This window comes from Microbispora siamensis, from assembly GCF_016863095.1.
Taxonomy (GTDB): Bacteria; Actinomycetota; Actinomycetes; order Streptosporangiales; family Streptosporangiaceae; genus Microbispora; species Microbispora siamensis.
Genome location: NZ_BOOF01000001.1, coordinates 35,093 through 51,781 on the forward strand (window position 1 = coordinate 35,093; position 16,689 = coordinate 51,781).

A 16,689-nucleotide genomic window follows, 5' to 3' on the forward strand; every position below is an offset into this window, starting at 1 on the left:
CCGCGTGACCTCGGGTGACCTCGGGGTCACGCGGCACTCCCCCACCTCGGGTCACGAGCGGGCGGACAGGGTGAACTCCTTGCGCGGCTCCTCAATGGCCCCCAGCGAGACGATCTCCCGGGGGAAGAACAGCCCGAGCGTCCAGTCCATGAGGATCCGGGTCTTCTTGTTGAAGGTCGGCATCCGCGTCAGGTGATAGGTGCGGTGCATCAACCAGGCGGGGAAGCCGCGAAGCTCCCGCCCGTAGATCTGCGCGACCCCCTTGTAGAGTCCCAGGCTCGCCACCGACCCCGCGTACTTGTGCCGGTACGGCCGCTGGGCCTCCCCGCGCAGCGTGGCAAGCAGGTTGTCGGCCAGCGTCTTGGCCTGCCGTACGGCGTGCTGGGCGTTGGGCGGGCAGAACTCGCCGGGACGGGTGAGGTCGGGGACGGCGGCGGAGTCGCCCGCGGCGAAGGCGAAGTCGGTGCCGTGCACGCGCAGGCAGGGGTCCACCCTGATCCTGCCCTTCTTGTCCAGGGGCAGGTCGCCCGCGCCGACCAGCGGATTCGGCTTGACGCCCGCCGTCCAGACGAGGGTGTCGGCGTCGAACTCCTCTCCGTCGCTCAGCACGATGCGGCAGCCCTCCGCGGACTTCAGCAGCGTGCCCATGCGGATCTCGATGCCCCGCTCGCGTAGCTGCAGGGCCGTCCACTTGCCCATTTCCGGGCCCACCTCGGGCAGAATGCGGTCGGTGGCCTCCACCAGCACCCAGCGCATGTCCTCCCGGCTGAGCCCGCTGAAGTACTTGAGCGCGCCCGCCGCCATGTCCTCCAGCTCGGCCAGGGCCTCCACGCCGGCGTAGCCGCCGCCGACGAAGACGAAGGTGAGGGCTTTGCGGCGGACCTCCGGGTCCGGCGTGGACGCGGCGATGTCGAGGCGGCCGAGCACGTGGTTGCGCAGGGCGATGGCCTCTTCGATGGTCTTGAAGCCGATGCCGTGCTCGGCCAGGCCCGGCACCGGCAGCAGCCGCGAGATCGAGCCCGGCGCGACGACCAGGTAGTCGTAGTCGATGGTGAGATCGGGCCCCTCGTGCGGGGTGAACTCCGCCTTGCGGTCGGCCAGTCGCACCTGGGTGACCCGCCCGCTGAGGATCTGGCATCTGTTCAGCACCCGCCTGAGCGGGACGACGACGTGCCGCGCCTCGATGTTCCCGGCGGCCGCCTCCGGCAGGAAGGGCTGGTAGGTCATGTAGGAGTCGAGGTCCGCGACGGTCACGAGCGCCTCGCCGCGGCGGAGCCTGCGCTGCAGGCGGAGTGCTGTGTACATGCCGACGTATCCGCCGCCGACGATCAGAATCCGTGGGACAGCCATGGCTGTCCCCTACCCCTACTCGAGGAGGAAACGCATCGTCACCGTGGTCCCCCTGGGACCCGTGGTGACGTGGAGATCGTTGCTCAGCATGCGCGCCACCCACAGTCCCATGCCGCTGGTCGCGTCCTCCGGCGGCGGGTCGTGGCCCGGCTCGCCCTCGAGACGCCACTCCCGGCCGTCGTCGTGCACGGAGACGACCAGGGCCGGCCCCTCGCGCCAGATGCCCAGCCGCGCCTTGGTCGACCCGTGGGTGACCGCGTTGGTGGCGACCTCGTTGAGCGCGACGAGGAAGTCGCCGATCGCATCCTCCCGCATGCCGCGACGCAGCGCCTCGGCGGCGGCGAACTCCCGCAGATCGGGCAGATCGGCTAAGGAGAAGGCACGCTCCCTCGCCGCTCTGGTGACGTGCGCGGGAACGCCGTCATCTTTCACCCGGTACACGCCTCCCGCCGGAAATCTGGCCGTCTCAGGATCTATGGGCTGTGGGCAGGACGAAGATACCCCGGGACACCGCCTTGGCACAGACGGTGTCCCGGGCATCGTCGCATCCTCTCATCCCGCGACGAGCTCCGCCCGGAGCTGGTCGAGGGTCTTGCGGAGGATCCGTGAGACGTGCATCTGCGATATGCCGAACTCCGCCGCGATCTCGGCCTGCGTCATGTTGCCGTAGAAACGCAGCAGGAGGATGTTCTTCTCCCGCTCGGGGAGAAGGTCGATCAGAGGCTTCAGCGCCTCGGTGTCCACCAGGGTGTCGAGCGCGTCGTCCTCTTCGGGGATCACGTCGCCGAGGGCGGCGGCATCGTCGTCGGCGCCGATCGGCGCGTCGAGGGAGAGCGTGCTGTACGCCGCGGAGGCGTCCATGGTGAGGAGCATGTCCTCCTCGGACAGACCCATCTTCTTGGCGAGCTCCGCGACCGTGGGGAACCGGCCCAGCTCCTGGGTCATGTCGGCGACGTGCCGGTTGAGCTCGGCCCGGCGCTCCTGGTAGAGGCGGGGCACCCGGACGGCCCAGGTGCGGTCCCGGAAGTGCCGCTTGACCTCGCCCGTCATGGTGACCATGGCGTACCCGCGGAAGCTGTGGCCCAGGGTGGGGTCGAAGCCGTTGATGGCCTTCATGAGGCCGACGTACGCGGCCTGGAGGAGGTCTTCCATCGGCTCGCCACGGTTGAGGTACCGCCGGGCGATGTCCCTCGCCATCGGGCGGTGCATTTCTACGATCTTCTCACGGAGGCGTTCCCGCCGCTCCTCGGACAGTCCGTCCTCGGCCAGCTCGGCCAGGAGCTCTTCGGCGGTCGGATTGCTGGCGGTCTCTGCACGGACCTCGGCAGCCATCTGCGCAGTCCCCTCGTATTTTCTTGCGAGGGCGCCTACGCGCTGGGGTGACCACGCAGAAGGCACGCCTCGCTACAGTATCGAGACGAGGCCCTCTGCTGGACCTCTGCTTCAGTATATTGCCCCAAAATCAGGAGTATCACCACCCCTTCGGCACCAGTAATGTTGCCGCAGAGGAGGCGCGAGGTGTCTAACAACGGACTGCTGTCCCTGACGTCCAGCATGGCGGGGGACATCGTGGTGATCCATGTGAACGGTGTCCTCGACGCCACGACACGCGAGCAGTTCTCGGACTATCTGGACGCCGCGGCGGACGACCACGGCCCCGACATGGTCCTCGACCTGGGCGGCGTGACGTTCATGGACTCCCGGGCGCTGGGCCTGATCGTGCACCACTGGCAGCGCTCGACCACCGCCGGCGGCAACTTCGCGCTGGTCTCCGTGCAATACCCGAACTCCAAGGTGATGTGGGTCACCGGCCTGTCGGAACGGCTGCCCCTGTTCGACACCCTCGACGAGGCCCTGGCCGCGTTCGCCGCCTGAACTCTGCCCACGCGCGCCGCCGCCCGCGCGTACGGCCCGCTCAGGCCGGGGCGGCTCCCCCGTGCTTCTGCTGGTGCTCGGTCACCAGGAGCTTGGCCAGGTCGGCCACCTTGACCTGGTGGTGCTGCGACACCCGCCTGAGCTCCTCGAACGCCTCCTCGGCCGAGCAGCCGCTCTTCGACATGATGATGCCCTTGGCCTGGTCGATCACCGATCGGCCCGCCAGGGCCTCCTGCATCTGCGCCGCGCCGGTCAGCACGTCGTCGAACTCCCAGATGTTGGCCAGCGCCACGGTGACCTGCTCGCGCAGCAGGGCCATGAGCGAGCCGCCGGAACTGAACACGCCGGGGCGCACGCCGTACAGGCCGATGATCACGACGGCGCCTTCCACGGCGATCGGCACGACGAGGACCGAGCGCACCCCGTGCCGGACGGCGGTGGCCGCGTAGCGGGACCAGCGGGACTCGCGCATCACGTCGGGGATCGTCACCGGGCGCCCGGTGGACAGCGCCTCCCTCGACGGGCCCTCGCGCAGGTCGCGTTCGCGGTCGATCAGCACGGTGAGCTCGCTGTGGGAGGCGGCGAGCAGCACCCGCTCCTCCATCCACAGTTCGGCGGTGCCGCCGGCGCAGCCGGGGACGCCGCGCGCGACCGCCTCGGTGATGCCACGCAGAACGCTCTCGGCGGACGTGCCCTCCGTCACACGGCCCAGCGCCGCGAGGTCACGCGCGAGGATGGATGTCGTCTCCATGGTAGAAAGACCATTCCCATAGTTTCCGGGTTAATCCAGGCTGGATCGATTAGACCCGGAGTTTGGCGTAGCGTCTACGTCGAGAGAGGGGGGCAGCTTGCCCGACACCGCCGAGCTCGAGCGCGCGTTGAGCGGGCTCGCCGACCGCATCGCCACCCTACGGGACGATCCCGATCCGGGTGCGATGCTACGGGAGCTGGACGCCGCCGAGGAACTCGTCCGCAAGGCGCTGAGCGAGCTGGCGCGCAGCCGCAGGCGCAGGGACGGCGGCAGTCAGCGCGAGCAGAAGCTGCTGCGCCAGGTGTTCCGCGCGCTGCCGATTCCCGTGATCATCATGGACACGGGCGGCACGGTGCGCCGTATCAACAACGAGACCACCCGCCTGCTCGGCAGCCCCGCCGGCTACCTCATCGGCCGCGCCTTTCCCCTACTCGTCGACGTGACCGCCCGCGCCGCGTTCCGGCAGCGTTTCGCCGCCGTCCTCCACGGCGACGACAGCGCCTCGTTCCAGACCCGGCTGGCCCATCAGGGCCGCGCCCACACCGTACGTCTGGTGCTGAGCCGTCTGCGCATGCCGGGCGAGCCGCAGGAGATGATCGCCGGGGTCGTGCTGCCCACCGAGGTCCAGTTGCCGGAGCCGGCCGTGCAGACGGGGGTGCCCGACGACGCGGCGGTCCTGGCGGCGGCGAGGCGGCACGAGCTGCTGTCGCGGCTGACCGGGCTGCTACTGGACGAGGAGAGCCTGCGCGAGCCCGTCGCCCTGCTGCGGGCGGCCCGCCTGCTGGCCGCGGAGACGGCCGACTGGGTGATCGCGGACGTCGCCAGGGACGGCGGCCTGGTCCGGTCGGTGGTCATCGGGCCGAGCGACCAGCCCGTCGGGCGGCTGCAGCGGACGGTCGAGGAGGCCCCGCCCGCGCTGGCGCCGGTCGTGGAGCAGGTGATGACGACGCAGAGCGGCGTGGTCCACGAGATGCTGGCCGACGACTCCCTGCTCGGCGGCGACGTGCTCCAGGCGATGCGCGCGGGCTCGTTGCTCAGCGTGCCGATCCGGGCCGACGACGAGGCGCGCGGCGTGCTCACGCTGGTGCGGCTGCGCGACCGGCCGCCGTTCGGCCTGGCCGACCTGGGCCTGATGGAGGAGATCGGCCTGCACCTCGGCCTGGCGATGCGGGCCCAGCAGGGGTTCCAGCGCCGGGCGCAGGCCGCCGACACGCTGCAGACCGGCGTGCTCCCCCGTACGCTCCCCGAAATCCCCGGTTTCGAGATCGCCGCCGTCTACCACCCCGGCTCCGGCATGCGCGCCATCGGCGGCGAGTTCTACGACGTGTTCCCGGTGAAGAACGGGTGGGGCTTCGTGATCGGCAGCGCGGCGGGACGCGGCGAGGAGGCGGCCGCCGTCACCGCCATGGTCCGCAACGGCCTGCGCGTGCTGAGCGTGTGGGAGGACGACCCGGGGGAGGCCCTGCGCAAGGTCAGCGACGCCCTCGTCGCGCAGAACACCGGCCTGTTCGTGATGGCCGCCGCGGGTTTCGTCCGCGGCCGCAAGGTGCGGCTCGCCTCCGCGGGTCACCATCCCGCCGCGCTGATCCAGCCGGGCGGCGATGTCCGGTTCTCCGAGGGCGGCGGCGTCCCCCTGGGCTTCGAGGAGGGCTCGGTCCCCGCGACGGAGGAGCTCACGCTGTCGGCCGGGGAGACGCTCGTCCTCTACAGCGACGGACTGGTGGGCTCGCAGAGCCCCGCCGGGGACAACTACGGCGAGCAGCGGCTCACCGAGGCCCTCGCCCGCTGCGCCGGGCAGCCCCCGGGCGCGGTCGTCAAGGCCATCGAGGAGGACCACCGGGCCTTCTGCGGCAGCCACGCGGTCGACGAGATCACCGTCCTCACGCTGCGCCGATCCCGCTGACGGGATCGGCCGGGACGAGAGGCCCCGGAGACGGCCTGTGGCCCGCCTGATCTGCGGCTACGTGGACATCCGGCAGGAGGAGGGCGGCTGCCGGATCAGGCCGCAGCCGGCCACGTCGCGGCTGCACGAGTCCGCGTGATTTTTCCCGATTAGGCGTTTAGCGCGTATCAGAGTAAGGTAAACACCATCTACATCGATGGTGCCTAGGACGCAGGCACACCCTTTCAGACGCCTTCCTGTCTTGAGGTGTGCCATGGATATCGCGATCGTCTCCGCGCACGAACTGACTCCCGACACTCCCGCCATCGCCCGCGAGCTGGGCCGGGGCCACCGGGTGACCGTCTACACCCGCTCGAAGGTCCAGGGGGACGGTGTCGAGCACGTGCCCGCCGGACCCGACATGGAGCTGTCGGAAAGCGACCTCCTTCCCTACATCTCGGACTTCAGCGACGGGCTGCGGCGCAGGTGGCGGGAGCATCGTCCGGACATCATCCACGCCTACTCGTGGTCCAGCGGCCTGGCCGCCATCGCCGGGTCCGAGGGCCTGGGCGTGCCGGTCACCCAGACCTTCCACAGTCACTACGACGACAACCGCAGCGCCGCGCCGGTGCGGCGGCTGGAGTGCGCGATCGGCCGCCGGGCCAGGGCGGTCATCGCCGCCTGCGCCGACGAGGAGTCCGAACTGATCCGGATGGGCGTGCCGCGCCGCAACATCTCGGTCGTCCCGCACGGCGTGGACATCGAGCGCTTCCGCCGCCAGGGCCCCGCGTTCCCGAGGGGCGAGCGGCCCCGCCTCCTGCACGTGGGGCACGTGGGCGCCGACTGGGCCGTGCACGCCCTGCGGGCCGTGCCGGAGGCCGAGCTCGTGATCGCCGGGGGCGACGACCAGAGTGTCGAGCGGCTGCGCGCCCTCGCCGGGGAGCACGGCGTGGCGGACCGCGTGGAGATGCTCGGCATGGTGCCGCACACCGCGATGCCCAAGCTCATGCGCAGCGCCGACCTCGTGCTGTCGCTGCCGCCGACCGTTCCCACGGGCACGGCGGCGCTGGAGGCCATGGCCTGCGGCATCCCCGTCATCGCCTCGGCCGCCGGGGCGCACCTCGACTCGGTGGTGGACGGCGTGACCGGATTCCTGACCCGGCCCGACCGCCCGCTGGAGATCGCCCATCGGATCCGCCGCCTGCTCGGCGACGCCACGCTGCGCACGGCCATCGGCTACGCCGCCGCCGACCGCGCCCGTTCCCGCTATTCCGTGGAGCGAATCAGCATGGAACTGCTCCGCGTATACGAGAAGACCTGCGCGTAAAGGCAAGCGATATTACCGGATTTAGGCCGTTATCTGAGTGAAATCATGTGATTAACTCGGCTCATGTCACGTCATGGGCCTGGTTTAGCGGTGGCGGCGGCGATGCTCATCGCCGCCGCCACGGCCTGTTCGAACGGGGACTCGACGAAGGTGTTCAACGCCGGGGGCGAGTCCACCGCACAGGGGTCGGCGTCCTCCCCCGGTTCGTCCGGCGCGCTGCCGGGCAACGCGAACGCGGCGGGGCTGAGCGCGACGCAGACCGCAACCGCGGCCGCCGCACCCGCCGGCGAGAACGCCGGCCAGAAGGGCGACGAAGCCGCGGAGAAGATAGGCGACACCACGGTCGCGGAGAAGATCGGCGACCTCCCAGCGGGCCCGTCGCCGCGCCCCTCCCCCAGCGTCTCTCCCCGTCCGTCCCCCGGCCTCTCGTCCGGCCCGTCGGCGACGCCCACGACCGAAACCGAGCCGCCGATGCGGCTCGCGCGCCCCGTGCGCACCGCGGACCGGCCGGTCGTGGTGGACGTCATCGAACCGGAGGACGTGCCCCGGGCGGACCGCGCGCCCGCCGGGGCGACCCCGGGAGGCGCGAACGGAGGCGCGCGGGAGTCCTCCTCGCCGTCGCGTACGCCGTCGCCCCGCTCGTCCGGCGCCTCCGCGGGCGGCTGGGGCGATCCGGCCCTGACCGAGGACTTCGGCGGGCAGGCGCTGCGCGTCACCGGAGGTGGCGCCGGCGTGGACCTGTCCGGGTCGTCCGTCCAGCGGTACGGCCGCTGGGAGGTGCGCCTCCGGGCCGATGAGGGCGCGCTTCCCGTCGCGCTGCTGCGGTCCGCCCGCCCGGCCGCCGCCGAATACGGAGACTCGCGGCGCGACGACTCCCGATACGACGATTCCCAATACGACGACTCCCGATATGACGAATCGCGGTACGACGACTCGTGGAGTGACGACTCGGAATACGCCGGTCCGCAGGACGACGTCCCGCGATCCGCGCGATCCACCCGATCCACGGAGACGGAAGACGCGTCGATCGGCGTGGCGGGGATCGCGGGCGGGCGGCGCGCGGAGCTCTCCGTCCGGCAGGACCGGGAACTGGCCAGGGCCGAGACGGCGGCCGACTTCACCCAGTGGCACACCATCGCCGTCGACTGGCTGCCCGGCCGGGTGACCTTCTGGCTGGACGGCAGGCAGGTGTGGAACTACACCGGCCCGTACGTTCCCCGGTCCCCGTTGGGCCTGGTGCTGCGCAACGACGCCTCCGGCGGCACGGTGTACGTCGACTGGGTGCGGATCTACCGGGTTCCGGAGCGGTAGCCTTCCCGGATGATCTCGGTGTGCGGCGGAGACGCGGGGCGGGTGTGAGCGGACGGCACGGCACGGCCGGGGAATCCCCGGCCGATCCCACGACGGACAGCACGGCGGACTGCACGGCGAAGGCCGTCCGTGCGGGCGACGAGGCCGTGTTCGGCGAGCTCGCCGCGCGTCACCGGCACGAGCTGCGGGTGCACTGCTACCGGATGCTCGGGTCGTTCACCGACGCCGAGGACCTGGTGCAGGAGACGCTGCTGCGGGCCTGGCGCGCGCGGGAGAGCTTCGAGGGGCGCGCCACGTTCCGGGCATGGCTGTACCGGATCGCCACGAACGTCTGCCTGGACGCCCTGTCCGGCCCGGCCCGCGCCCGCGAGGTGGCGGCGGCGGCCGCCTCGGAGAGCCCGCGGCGTCCGGCGGCGGCCGACGTCGCCTGGCTCCAGCCCTATCCGGACGACCTGCTTGATCTGGCGGCGCCGGACGAGGGCGCGCCGGACGCGGTGGCCATCTCCAGGGAGACCGTCGAGCTGGCGTTCCTGGCGGCGATCCAGCACCTTCCGCCGCGGCAGCGGGCCGTGCTGATCCTGCGCGACGTCGTCGGCCGGCCGGTGGCCGAGACCGCCGAGGCACTGGAGATGAGCGTCGCCTCGGTCAAGAGCGCGTTGCAACGCGCCCGCGCGACGCTGCGCGAGCGGCTGCCCAGGCGGCGGGCGGACTGGGCCGCGGCCACCCGGCCCAGCCGCGACGAGCTCGACCTGCTGGAGCGCTACGTCACCGCCTCCAGGAACGCCGACCTGGCGGCGCTGGCGGCGCTGCTGCGCGAGGACGTCCGGCAGGCCATGCCGCCCGCGGCCCTGGTGTTCGACGGGCGGGCGGCCGTGCTGGACATGTGGCGTCCGGTCCTGGAGGGCGAGGAGCGCTGGGGCGAGTGGCACTGCGTCCCGCTCGCGGTCAATCGGCAGCCCGCGGTGGCGAACTACGTGCGGCGGCCCGGTGAGGCCTCCTACACCGCGGTCAACATCGACGTCCTGTGCGCCGAGGACGGCCTCATCACGGAGATCACCACCTTCGGCCCCGAGCTGCTGCCGCTGTTCGGGCTGCCGCTCTCCGTCGGCCCCACCGCCGCCGAACGGGCCGTTATCTAATCGTGATCCTTGCCGCCCGCGCGGACCGATTCCCTTTCCGGGCGCGCACCGTCGTACGAGCGGTATCGCAGACCGCGACCAACGGGAGAAGGGGAACACCATGTCGGACATCATCGAGACGACGCAGCCGGACGAGCAGCTCAGGGCGCTGGACCGGCTGGTCGGCTCATGGCGCGTGACCGGCGGCGCGGAGGGCACGGTCACCTACCGCTGGATGGAGGGCGGCTTCTTCCTCATCCAGGACATCCGGCTGGAGCAGGACGGCGAGCCGATCGTCGGCTTCGAGGTCATCGGCCGCGAGAGGCCCTACGGGGCGGACACGCCGAGCGAGGACATCAAGTCGCGCTACTACGCCGGCCGCGGCGACACCCTGGACTACGTCTACGAACTCGACGGCGACACGCTGACCATCTGGTTCGGCGCGAAGGGATCCCCGGCGTACTTCCGGGGCACCTTCAACGCCGCAGGCGACGTCATGGCCGGCCGCTGGAACTACCCGGGCGGCGGGGGCTACGACTCCGTCATGACCAGGATCGGCTGACCCCGTCACGGGTGGGAGGGGAGGAGGGCCGCCGCCTTCAGCGACAGGTGGAGCAGCAGGCGGTCCTCCCCGTCGGCGAGGTCGAGCCCGGTGAGGTGCCCGGCCTTGCCGAGGCGGTAGTACAGCGTCTGCCGGTGCACGCCCAGCGCCGCCGCCGTCTCCTGGACCTGCCCGGCGTGGTCGAGGTACGCCTCGACGCTCGCCGCGATCCGGGGCGTGAGCGCGGCCGACTCGGCGGCGAGGTCGGCCAGGTCACGCGGGGTCAGCCGGGCCAGCAGCCGGTAGACGCCGAGGGCGCTCCAGTCGGCGACCGGGGCGTGCCGTTCGACGTGCTCGGCCACCCGCAGCGCCAGCAGCGCCTCCCGCCAGCTCTGCCACGCCTCCCCCGGGTCGTCGCGCGGGCCTCCGATGCCCGCGGCCATGCCGTACAGGCCGTGCAGGAGGCGCGCGACGTGCGCGGCCTGCGCGGCGGGCGCCAGCACCGCGAGGAGCGGCGCGTCCACGGCCGTGCCGGTCACGTCCGGGTCGGCCAGCACGCCGCGCGGCAGCGTGCGCGGCGGCCCGGGGACCTCCTCGGGCGTCCGCACGGCCACCGCCGTCACCGGGCCCTCGACGTCCACCCCGGCGGTGGCGCGGACCGCGGGGTCGGCCGAGAAGAACTGGCGCAGGGGGGCGTGCCGGCCGCGGGCCTGCGTGGCCAGCAGCGCGGCCGCCCGGCCGACCAGCGGCGCGACGGCGGCCAGCCGCTCGTCCGTGAGCGCCCCGGATTCCAGCGCCCACAGGTAGCCGTAGGTCACCCCGCCGTGCCGCAGCGGCACGCACACGCGGCCGAGCAGGCCGGGCAGCCCGGGGATGCGCACCGGGCCCGTCGCGGTGGCGATGCCGTACGCCTCGAAGTGGGCGCGCACCTCGTCGGACGCGTGCCTGCGCAGGATCGACTCCTGCCGCACGCGGTCGATGTCCCCGCTCTGCGCGCCGTACGCCAGCAGGTTGAACGAGCGGTCCTCCAGCGTCACGGAGGCGTCGAGCAGCCGGGAGATCTCATCGACGATGTCTTGCATGCTGACATTCTTGTGCATTTGTCGAAAAATGCTGTGGCGGATGTCCGTGGAACTTCCGTGACGTGCGGATTTAGCCTGAGGCCATGCTCGGTTCCCTGCTTCTCGCGGGCTCACGCAGCCCGCTCGCCCGCCGGGCCGTGTCGGGGCTCCCGCTCACGCGCAAGGTCGTCGACCGCTTCGTGGCCGGGGAGTCCACCGCGGACGTCGTCGCCGCGACGCGCCGCCTGACCGGCTCGGGGCTGTCCGTCACGATCGATCATCTGGGCGAGGAGGTCCGGGACCCCGGGACCGCCGTCGCCGCCGCCAAGGCGTACGTCTCGCTGCTCGAGGAGTTGCGGCCGCTCGGCCTCGGCGCCCGGGCCGAGGTGTCGGTCAAGCTGTCGGCGGTCGGCCAGGCCCTCGACCCGGGCATGGCCCTGGAGAACGCGCGGCAGATCTGCGCGGCGGCGCGGGAGTCCGGCTCCACCGTCACGCTGGACATGGAGGACCACACCACCGTCGACGCGACGCTCGGCGTGCTGCGCGCGCTGCGGGAGGACTTCCCGGAGACGGGTGTGGCGATCCAGGCCTACCTGTTCCGCAGCGAGGCCGACTGCCGCGACCTCGCGGGGTCGCGGGTGCGGCTGGTCAAGGGCGCCTACGCCGAGCCCGCCTCGGTGGCCTGGCAGAACAAGGCCGAGGTCGACCGCGCGTACGTGCGGTGCCTGCGGGCGCTCATGAACGGCACGGGCTATCCCATGGTGGCCACGCACGACGACCGGCTGATCGCGATCGCCGAGTCGCTCGCGGTGAGCGCCGGGCGCGGCCCGGACGACTACGAGTTCCAGATGCTCTACGGCATCCGGGCCGACAGGCAGGCGGCGCTGGCCGCGGCCGGGTCACGGGTGCGGGTCTACGTCCCCTACGGCGACGACTGGTACGGCTACTTCATGCGCCGCCTCGCCGAGCGCCCGGCCAACGTCGCCTTCTTCCTTCGCGCTCTGAGGGGTAAATGATGGATGCGATCACCGACGTCCCGGTGCCGGCGAACGAGCCGGTGCACGCGTACGGACCGGGCAGCGCCGAGCGCGCGGCCCTGGAGACCCGGATCAAGGAGCTGTCGGGGGCGTCCCTCGACCTGACGATGACGATCGGCGGCGAGCGGCGCATGGCCGGCGGCGCCCCGATCGACGTCGTGCAGCCGCACAACCACGCCGCCGTGCTGGGCCGTACGGCCGACGCCACCCCGGCCGACGTCCGGGCGGCGGTCGACGCCGCGCTGGAGGCCGCACCGCGCTGGCAGGCCCTGCCGTTCGAGGAGCGCGCCGCGGTGTTCCTCAGGGCCGCCGACCTGCTCAGCGGCCCGTGGCGGGCCACGCTCAACGCGGCCACCATCCTCGGCCAGTCGAAGTCGGCGCAGCAGGCCGAGATCGACGCCGCGTGCGAGCTGATCGACTTCTTCCGGTTCAACGTCGCCTACGCCCGGCGGCTCCTCGCCGAGCAGCCGCAGTCGTCGCCCGGCGTGTGGAACCGCATGGAGTATCGCCCGCTGGAGGGCTTCGTCCTGGCGATCACACCGTTCAACTTCACCTCCATCGCGGCCAACCTGCCGGCGTCGGCCGCGCTGATGGGCAACGTCGTGGTGTGGAAGCCGTCGCCGACGCAGCAGTTCGCGGCGCACTTCACCATGCGGCTGCTGGAGGCGGCCGGGCTGCCGCCCGGTGTCATCAACATGGTCACGGGCAACGGCGCGGCCGTGTCCGAGGTCGCGCTGCCGCATCCCGAGCTGGCCGGGATCCACTTCACCGGCTCGACGGCCACGTTCCAGCACCTGTGGCGCGCCGTCGGGGAGAACATCGCGGGCTACCGGGGCTACCCGCGGCTCGTCGGCGAGACCGGCGGCAAGGACTTCATCCTGGCCCACCCGTCCGCCGAGGCCGGTGTGCTGTCGACCGCGCTGCTGCGGGGCGCGTTCGAGTACCAGGGCCAGAAGTGCTCGGCGGCCTCCCGGGCGTACGTGCCGCGCTCGCTGTGGACCCGGATGCGCGACGACTTCGTCTCGGCGGCCGAGTCGCTCACCGTGGGCGACGTATCGGGCGACCTGTCGACGTTCATGGGCGCGGTGATCGACGCGCGGGCCTTCGCCAAGCACAGGGAGGCGATCGACCGGGCGCGGTCGGCGGACTCGATCGAGGTGCTCACCGGCTCCTACGACGACTCGGCCGGCTACTTCGTGCGGCCGACGGTGCTGGAGTGCGCCGACCCCGCGGACGAGGTCTTCGTGAAGGAGTACTTCGGCCCGATCCTCGCCGTCCACGTCTACGACGACTCCGCGTACGACACCGTGCTGGACCAGATGGAGAGCGTCGCGCCGTACGCGCTGACCGGGTCGGTCATCGCGCGGGACCGGTACGCGATCGACGACGCCACCGAGCGGCTGCGCTTCGCGGCGGGCAACTTCTACGTCAACGACAAGCCCACCGGGGCGGTCGTCGGGCAGCAGCCCTTCGGCGGGGCCCGCGCCTCGGGCACCAACGACAAGGCCGGCTCGATCTTCAACCTGATCCGCTGGGTCAACGCCCGCACGATCAAGGAGACCTTCGTGCCCCCGGTCGTGAGCGGGCCGTACAAGGGGGACGTGCCGCAGGGCGGCTGGCAGCAGCCCGACCTCGGCGACCTCGGCTACTGACGGATCGCGATGCCCTCGGAACCCGATGCGGGGTCCCGAGGGCATCGGCGCGTCGCAAGGCGGGACCGGCGTGCGGACAGTGCCCAGACGGCGAGGGCCAGGAGGCTGAAGGCCGCGCCGAGCAGGCAGACGGCGCCCCAGCCCGCGACGCCGTACACGGCGGTGGAGGCCAGCGCCCCGGCGGCGCTCCCGGCCGAGTAGAAGATCATGTAGCCGCCGATGACCCGGCTGCCCGCGTCGGGACGGTAGGCGTAGATCATGCTCTGGCTGGTGACGTGGACGGCCTGCACCGCCAGGTCGAGCAGGACCGCGCCGAGCGCGAGAGCCCACAGGGACCGCTGGGTGAGGGCCAGGGGGATCCAGGAGATCGCGAGCAGGAGCAGAGCTCCCCCGGTGGTCCGCTCGCCGAAGCCGCGATCGTGCAGACGCCCGGCCGGCGAGGCGACCGCGGCACCGGCGGCACCGGCGAGGCCGAAGGCGCCGATGGCGGTGTGCGTCAGGGACAGCGGCGGAGCGCTGAGCGGCAGGGCCACGCAACTCCACAGTGTGCTGAAGGACGCGAAGACGAGCAGGGCGAGCACGCCCCGGATACGCAGGAGGGGTTCCCTGGCGAACAGCGCCACGGTGGAACGCAGCAGCCGGCGATAGGGCATGCGGGGCGGCCTCACGGGCCGGCGAGGCAGGACACGCCGCAGGGCGAGGGTGAGCAGCAGCATCGCCACGGCCGAGGCGAGGTAGACGGCGCGCCAGCCGGCCAGGTCGGCCAGCAGCCCGGAGACGGTGCGGGCGAGCAGGATCCCGAGCACGACGCCACTCGTGACCTGGCCCACCACCCGACCTCGTCGGGCCGGCGTGCTGAGCGCGGCGGCGTAGGCGACCAGCGACTGGGTGACGACGGCCAGGAAGCCGACCGCGGCGGCGGCGGCGAACAGCACGGGCGCGTGCGGGGCGGCGCCCAGGGCCGCGAGCGCCGCGGCCAGCAGCAGCGACTGCCTGGTCACCAGCTTTCCACGATCGAGGACGTCGCCGAGAGGCACCAGGAGGAACAGGCCCAGCCCGTAGCCGAGCTGGGTCGCCGTGACCATCGCGCCGGCCGCCGCCTGCCCGATCCCGAAGTCCTGGGCGAGGGTGGCCAGCAACGGCTGCGCGAAGTAGACGTTCGCCACGGCAGTGCCGGCGGCCAGGGCGAACAGCGGGGTGGTTCCGCGCCGTACGGGGCCCGCGTCCCCCGTGTGCGTCTTGCGTCCGTCCGTGGTCCGGCACGTGGCCATGAGCCCTCCTGGTTTCAACTTGCTACCAGGGCGAGACTAGGGACCTTTGGTAGCATGTTGCAACCGGCAGGGGTGCGAGAAAGAGGGACGAGCGTGGTGAGACGGACTCGTTTCGACGACAGCGACTGCCCGGTGGCGCGTTCGGTGGACGCCATCGGGGACTGGTGGTCGCTGCTGATCGTGCGCGATGCCTTCGACGGGCATCGCCGCTTCGGGGAGTTCCAACGGAGTCTCGGCGTCGCGAAGAACATCCTCGCCGCACGGCTGCGCGCCCTCGTCGCCGGCGGCGTCTTCGAGGTCGTGCCGGCCTCCGACGGAAGCGCCTACCAGGAGTACGTCCTGACCCCCAAGGGCCGGGGGCTCTTCCCGGTGATCGTCGCCCTCCGGCAGTGGGGTGAGGACCACTTCTTCGAGGAGGACGAGCCGCATTCCCGACTGGTGGACCGCCTGTCCGCCCGGCCCCTGGCTCCCCTGCGGATCCAGGCCGCCGACGGGCGTCCCGTCGCCCCCGAGGACACCGTCGTCGTCAAGGTCCCCCACGATCACTGACGCTTCGACGCCTGCCGGCCGCGAGCAGGCCGAGGTAGGCGTCGAGGTCGACGCGGGCGCTCACCGTGCCCGCAGCAGGTACGGCCCACCGTCCAGCGGCTGCTGGACGCCGCGCCGCCAACGGCACCGTCGCCCTCCTGCACGCCCAAGTCGGCCGCGACCCCTACGACAAGGACCTCGCCGACCTCATCGGCGAGCTGTCCACCCGCAGCGACGACTTCCGCGCCCGCTGGGCCCGCCACGACGTCCGCCGGCACCACATCGGCACCAAGCCCTCTCAGTCCTCGGCGGGGACGGCCATCTCGCCGAGGAGGGACCAGTCGTCCTGCGGAACCGTGACGTTGACGATCCTCGGGGTCTCGGCGAGGTGGGGCGGCAGCGTCCGCCGGGCCGTCTGGAAGTGCTCCGATCCCACGTGCGCCGCTCCGGCCTCGTCGTCCCGGAACGCCTCGACGAGGACGTACTCGGCCGGGTCGTCGAGGCTGCGCGACCAGTCGAACCACAGGCAGCCCGGCTCGGCGCGGGTCGCCTCGGTGAACTCACGGGTGATCTCCGGCCACTGGTCGGCGTACCGCGGCAGCACCCGGAACTTCGCGGTGATGAAAATCATCTGGCGTCTCCTCACGTGACGGAGGGCAGAACGACGTCCTCCAGGACCGCCCTGGGCGCCGTGTCCTGGCCCGGCCCGTTGTAGTCGCCGCCGGTGACGGCCACGACGAGGCCGAGATCGGGCAGCAGGAACAGCCGCTGGCCGCCGTTGCCCATGGCCGACGCCCGGCCGTCCGGTCCCGCGTACCACATGTACCCGTAGGAGACGCCTTCCCAGGCGGGCACACGCGGGCGCAGCATCTCCCCTATCCAGCCGGGGGCGACCTCCCGGTCGAGCACCGCCTGCCCGATCCGGGCGAGGCCGCGCGGCGTCAGGCGCAGGCCGGAGGCCGCCAGAGCGCTCCCGTCGGAGCCG

17 protein-coding genes and 1 pseudogene are annotated in these 16,689 nt (G+C 72.1%); 10 read left to right on the forward strand and 8 right to left on the reverse strand.

Annotated elements, in window-relative coordinates; all coding sequences use genetic code 11:
• Positions 1-51: 51 nt before the first annotated feature.
• The 3 genes from Msi02_RS00165 to Msi02_RS00175 form a co-directional block, all read right to left on the reverse strand.
• Positions 52-1,350: an NAD(P)/FAD-dependent oxidoreductase gene (locus tag Msi02_RS00165; RefSeq protein WP_204046518.1), complete on the reverse strand. Its 1,299-nt coding sequence runs from the start codon at positions 1,348-1,350 to the stop codon at positions 52-54.
• A 15-nt stretch (positions 1,351-1,365) separates the two neighbouring features.
• The gene (locus Msi02_RS00170; RefSeq protein ID WP_179155480.1) at positions 1,366-1,782 is read right to left on the reverse strand and encodes an ATP-binding protein; all 417 of its coding nucleotides are present in this window, start codon (positions 1,780-1,782) and stop codon (positions 1,366-1,368) included.
• A 120-nt stretch (positions 1,783-1,902) separates the two neighbouring features.
• Complete coding sequence (locus Msi02_RS00175) at positions 1,903-2,682, reverse strand: SigB/SigF/SigG family RNA polymerase sigma factor (protein ID WP_193208067.1); 780 nt, start codon at positions 2,680-2,682, stop codon at positions 1,903-1,905.
• Between the two features lie 186 nt (positions 2,683-2,868).
• Between Msi02_RS00175 and Msi02_RS00180 the strand changes: the two genes are divergently transcribed.
• Positions 2,869-3,225 (forward strand): STAS domain-containing protein, encoded by a 357-nt coding sequence (locus Msi02_RS00180; protein ID WP_239107979.1) that lies wholly within the window; start codon positions 2,869-2,871, stop codon positions 3,223-3,225.
• Positions 3,226-3,265: 40 nt separating this feature from the next.
• Here Msi02_RS00180 and Msi02_RS00185 read toward each other — a convergent pair whose 3' ends face one another.
• The gene (locus tag Msi02_RS00185) at positions 3,266-3,976 is read right to left on the reverse strand and encodes a GAF and ANTAR domain-containing protein (RefSeq protein ID WP_204046519.1); all 711 of its coding nucleotides are present in this window, start codon (positions 3,974-3,976) and stop codon (positions 3,266-3,268) included.
• Between the two features lie 97 nt (positions 3,977-4,073).
• Between Msi02_RS00185 and Msi02_RS00190 the strand changes: the two genes are divergently transcribed.
• The 5 genes from Msi02_RS00190 (at position 4,074) to Msi02_RS00210 (ending at position 10,176) form a co-directional block, all read left to right on the forward strand.
• A complete protein-coding gene (locus tag Msi02_RS00190) occupies positions 4,074-5,879 on the forward strand; it encodes a SpoIIE family protein phosphatase (protein WP_239107980.1) in 1,806 nt (601 codons plus the stop codon).
• A gap of 253 nt (positions 5,880-6,132) precedes the next feature.
• Entirely contained in the window at positions 6,133-7,185 is a 1,053-nt protein-coding gene (locus Msi02_RS00195) for a glycosyltransferase (protein WP_204046520.1), read from the forward strand.
• Between the two features lie 90 nt (positions 7,186-7,275).
• Complete coding sequence (locus Msi02_RS00200; RefSeq protein ID WP_204046521.1) at positions 7,276-8,496, forward strand: glycoside hydrolase family 16 protein; 1,221 nt, start codon at positions 7,276-7,278, stop codon at positions 8,494-8,496.
• A 20-nt stretch (positions 8,497-8,516) separates the two neighbouring features.
• Positions 8,517-9,635 carry an RNA polymerase subunit sigma-70 gene (locus Msi02_RS00205; protein WP_239107981.1) on the forward strand — a complete coding sequence of 373 codons (1,119 nt, stop codon included), beginning with the start codon at positions 8,517-8,519 and terminating at the stop codon, positions 9,633-9,635.
• A 100-nt stretch (positions 9,636-9,735) separates the two neighbouring features.
• Complete coding sequence (locus Msi02_RS00210; protein WP_079319754.1) at positions 9,736-10,176, forward strand: hypothetical protein; 441 nt, start codon at positions 9,736-9,738, stop codon at positions 10,174-10,176.
• A 5-nt stretch (positions 10,177-10,181) separates the two neighbouring features.
• Here Msi02_RS00210 and Msi02_RS00215 read toward each other — a convergent pair whose 3' ends face one another.
• Complete coding sequence (locus tag Msi02_RS00215) at positions 10,182-11,237, reverse strand: PucR family transcriptional regulator (protein ID WP_239107982.1); 1,056 nt, start codon at positions 11,235-11,237, stop codon at positions 10,182-10,184.
• Positions 11,238-11,320: 83 nt separating this feature from the next.
• Here Msi02_RS00215 and Msi02_RS00220 point away from each other — a divergent pair, with 83 nt between their 5' ends.
• Complete coding sequence (locus Msi02_RS00220; protein WP_204046523.1) at positions 11,321-12,232, forward strand: proline dehydrogenase family protein; 912 nt, start codon at positions 11,321-11,323, stop codon at positions 12,230-12,232.
• Positions 12,232-13,905 (forward strand): L-glutamate gamma-semialdehyde dehydrogenase, encoded by a 1,674-nt coding sequence (gene pruA, locus Msi02_RS00225; protein ID WP_204046724.1) that lies wholly within the window; start codon positions 12,232-12,234, stop codon positions 13,903-13,905. Before Msi02_RS00220 ends, pruA begins: the two co-directional genes overlap by 1 nt.
• Here pruA and Msi02_RS00230 read toward each other — a convergent pair.
• A complete protein-coding gene (locus tag Msi02_RS00230) occupies positions 13,899-15,176 on the reverse strand; it encodes an MFS transporter (RefSeq protein ID WP_204046524.1) in 1,278 nt (425 codons plus the stop codon). The two genes, pruA and Msi02_RS00230, sit on opposite strands and share 7 nt — an antisense overlap.
• A 96-nt stretch (positions 15,177-15,272) precedes the next feature.
• Here Msi02_RS00230 and Msi02_RS00235 point away from each other — a divergent pair, with 96 nt between their 5' ends.
• Both Msi02_RS00235 and Msi02_RS42875 read left to right on the forward strand, forming a co-directional pair.
• Complete coding sequence (locus tag Msi02_RS00235; protein ID WP_239107983.1) at positions 15,273-15,725, forward strand: winged helix-turn-helix transcriptional regulator; 453 nt, start codon at positions 15,273-15,275, stop codon at positions 15,723-15,725.
• A 65-nt stretch (positions 15,726-15,790) separates the two neighbouring features.
• Positions 15,791-15,949 (forward strand): annotated as a pseudogene (locus Msi02_RS42875) (MmyB family transcriptional regulator); the annotation flags it as partial.
• 53 nt (positions 15,950-16,002) lie between these two features.
• Here Msi02_RS42875 and Msi02_RS42880 read toward each other — a convergent pair.
• Both Msi02_RS42880 and Msi02_RS00245 read right to left on the reverse strand, forming a co-directional pair.
• On the reverse strand, positions 16,003-16,335 hold the full coding sequence (locus Msi02_RS42880) for a putative quinol monooxygenase (protein WP_079320555.1): 333 nt from the start codon (positions 16,333-16,335) through the stop codon (positions 16,003-16,005).
• Positions 16,336-16,346: 11 nt separating this feature from the next.
• Positions 16,347-16,613, reverse strand: a complete 267-nt coding sequence (locus Msi02_RS00245; RefSeq protein WP_204046760.1) for a hypothetical protein — start codon at positions 16,611-16,613, stop codon at positions 16,347-16,349.
• Positions 16,614-16,689 lie beyond the last annotated feature (76 nt).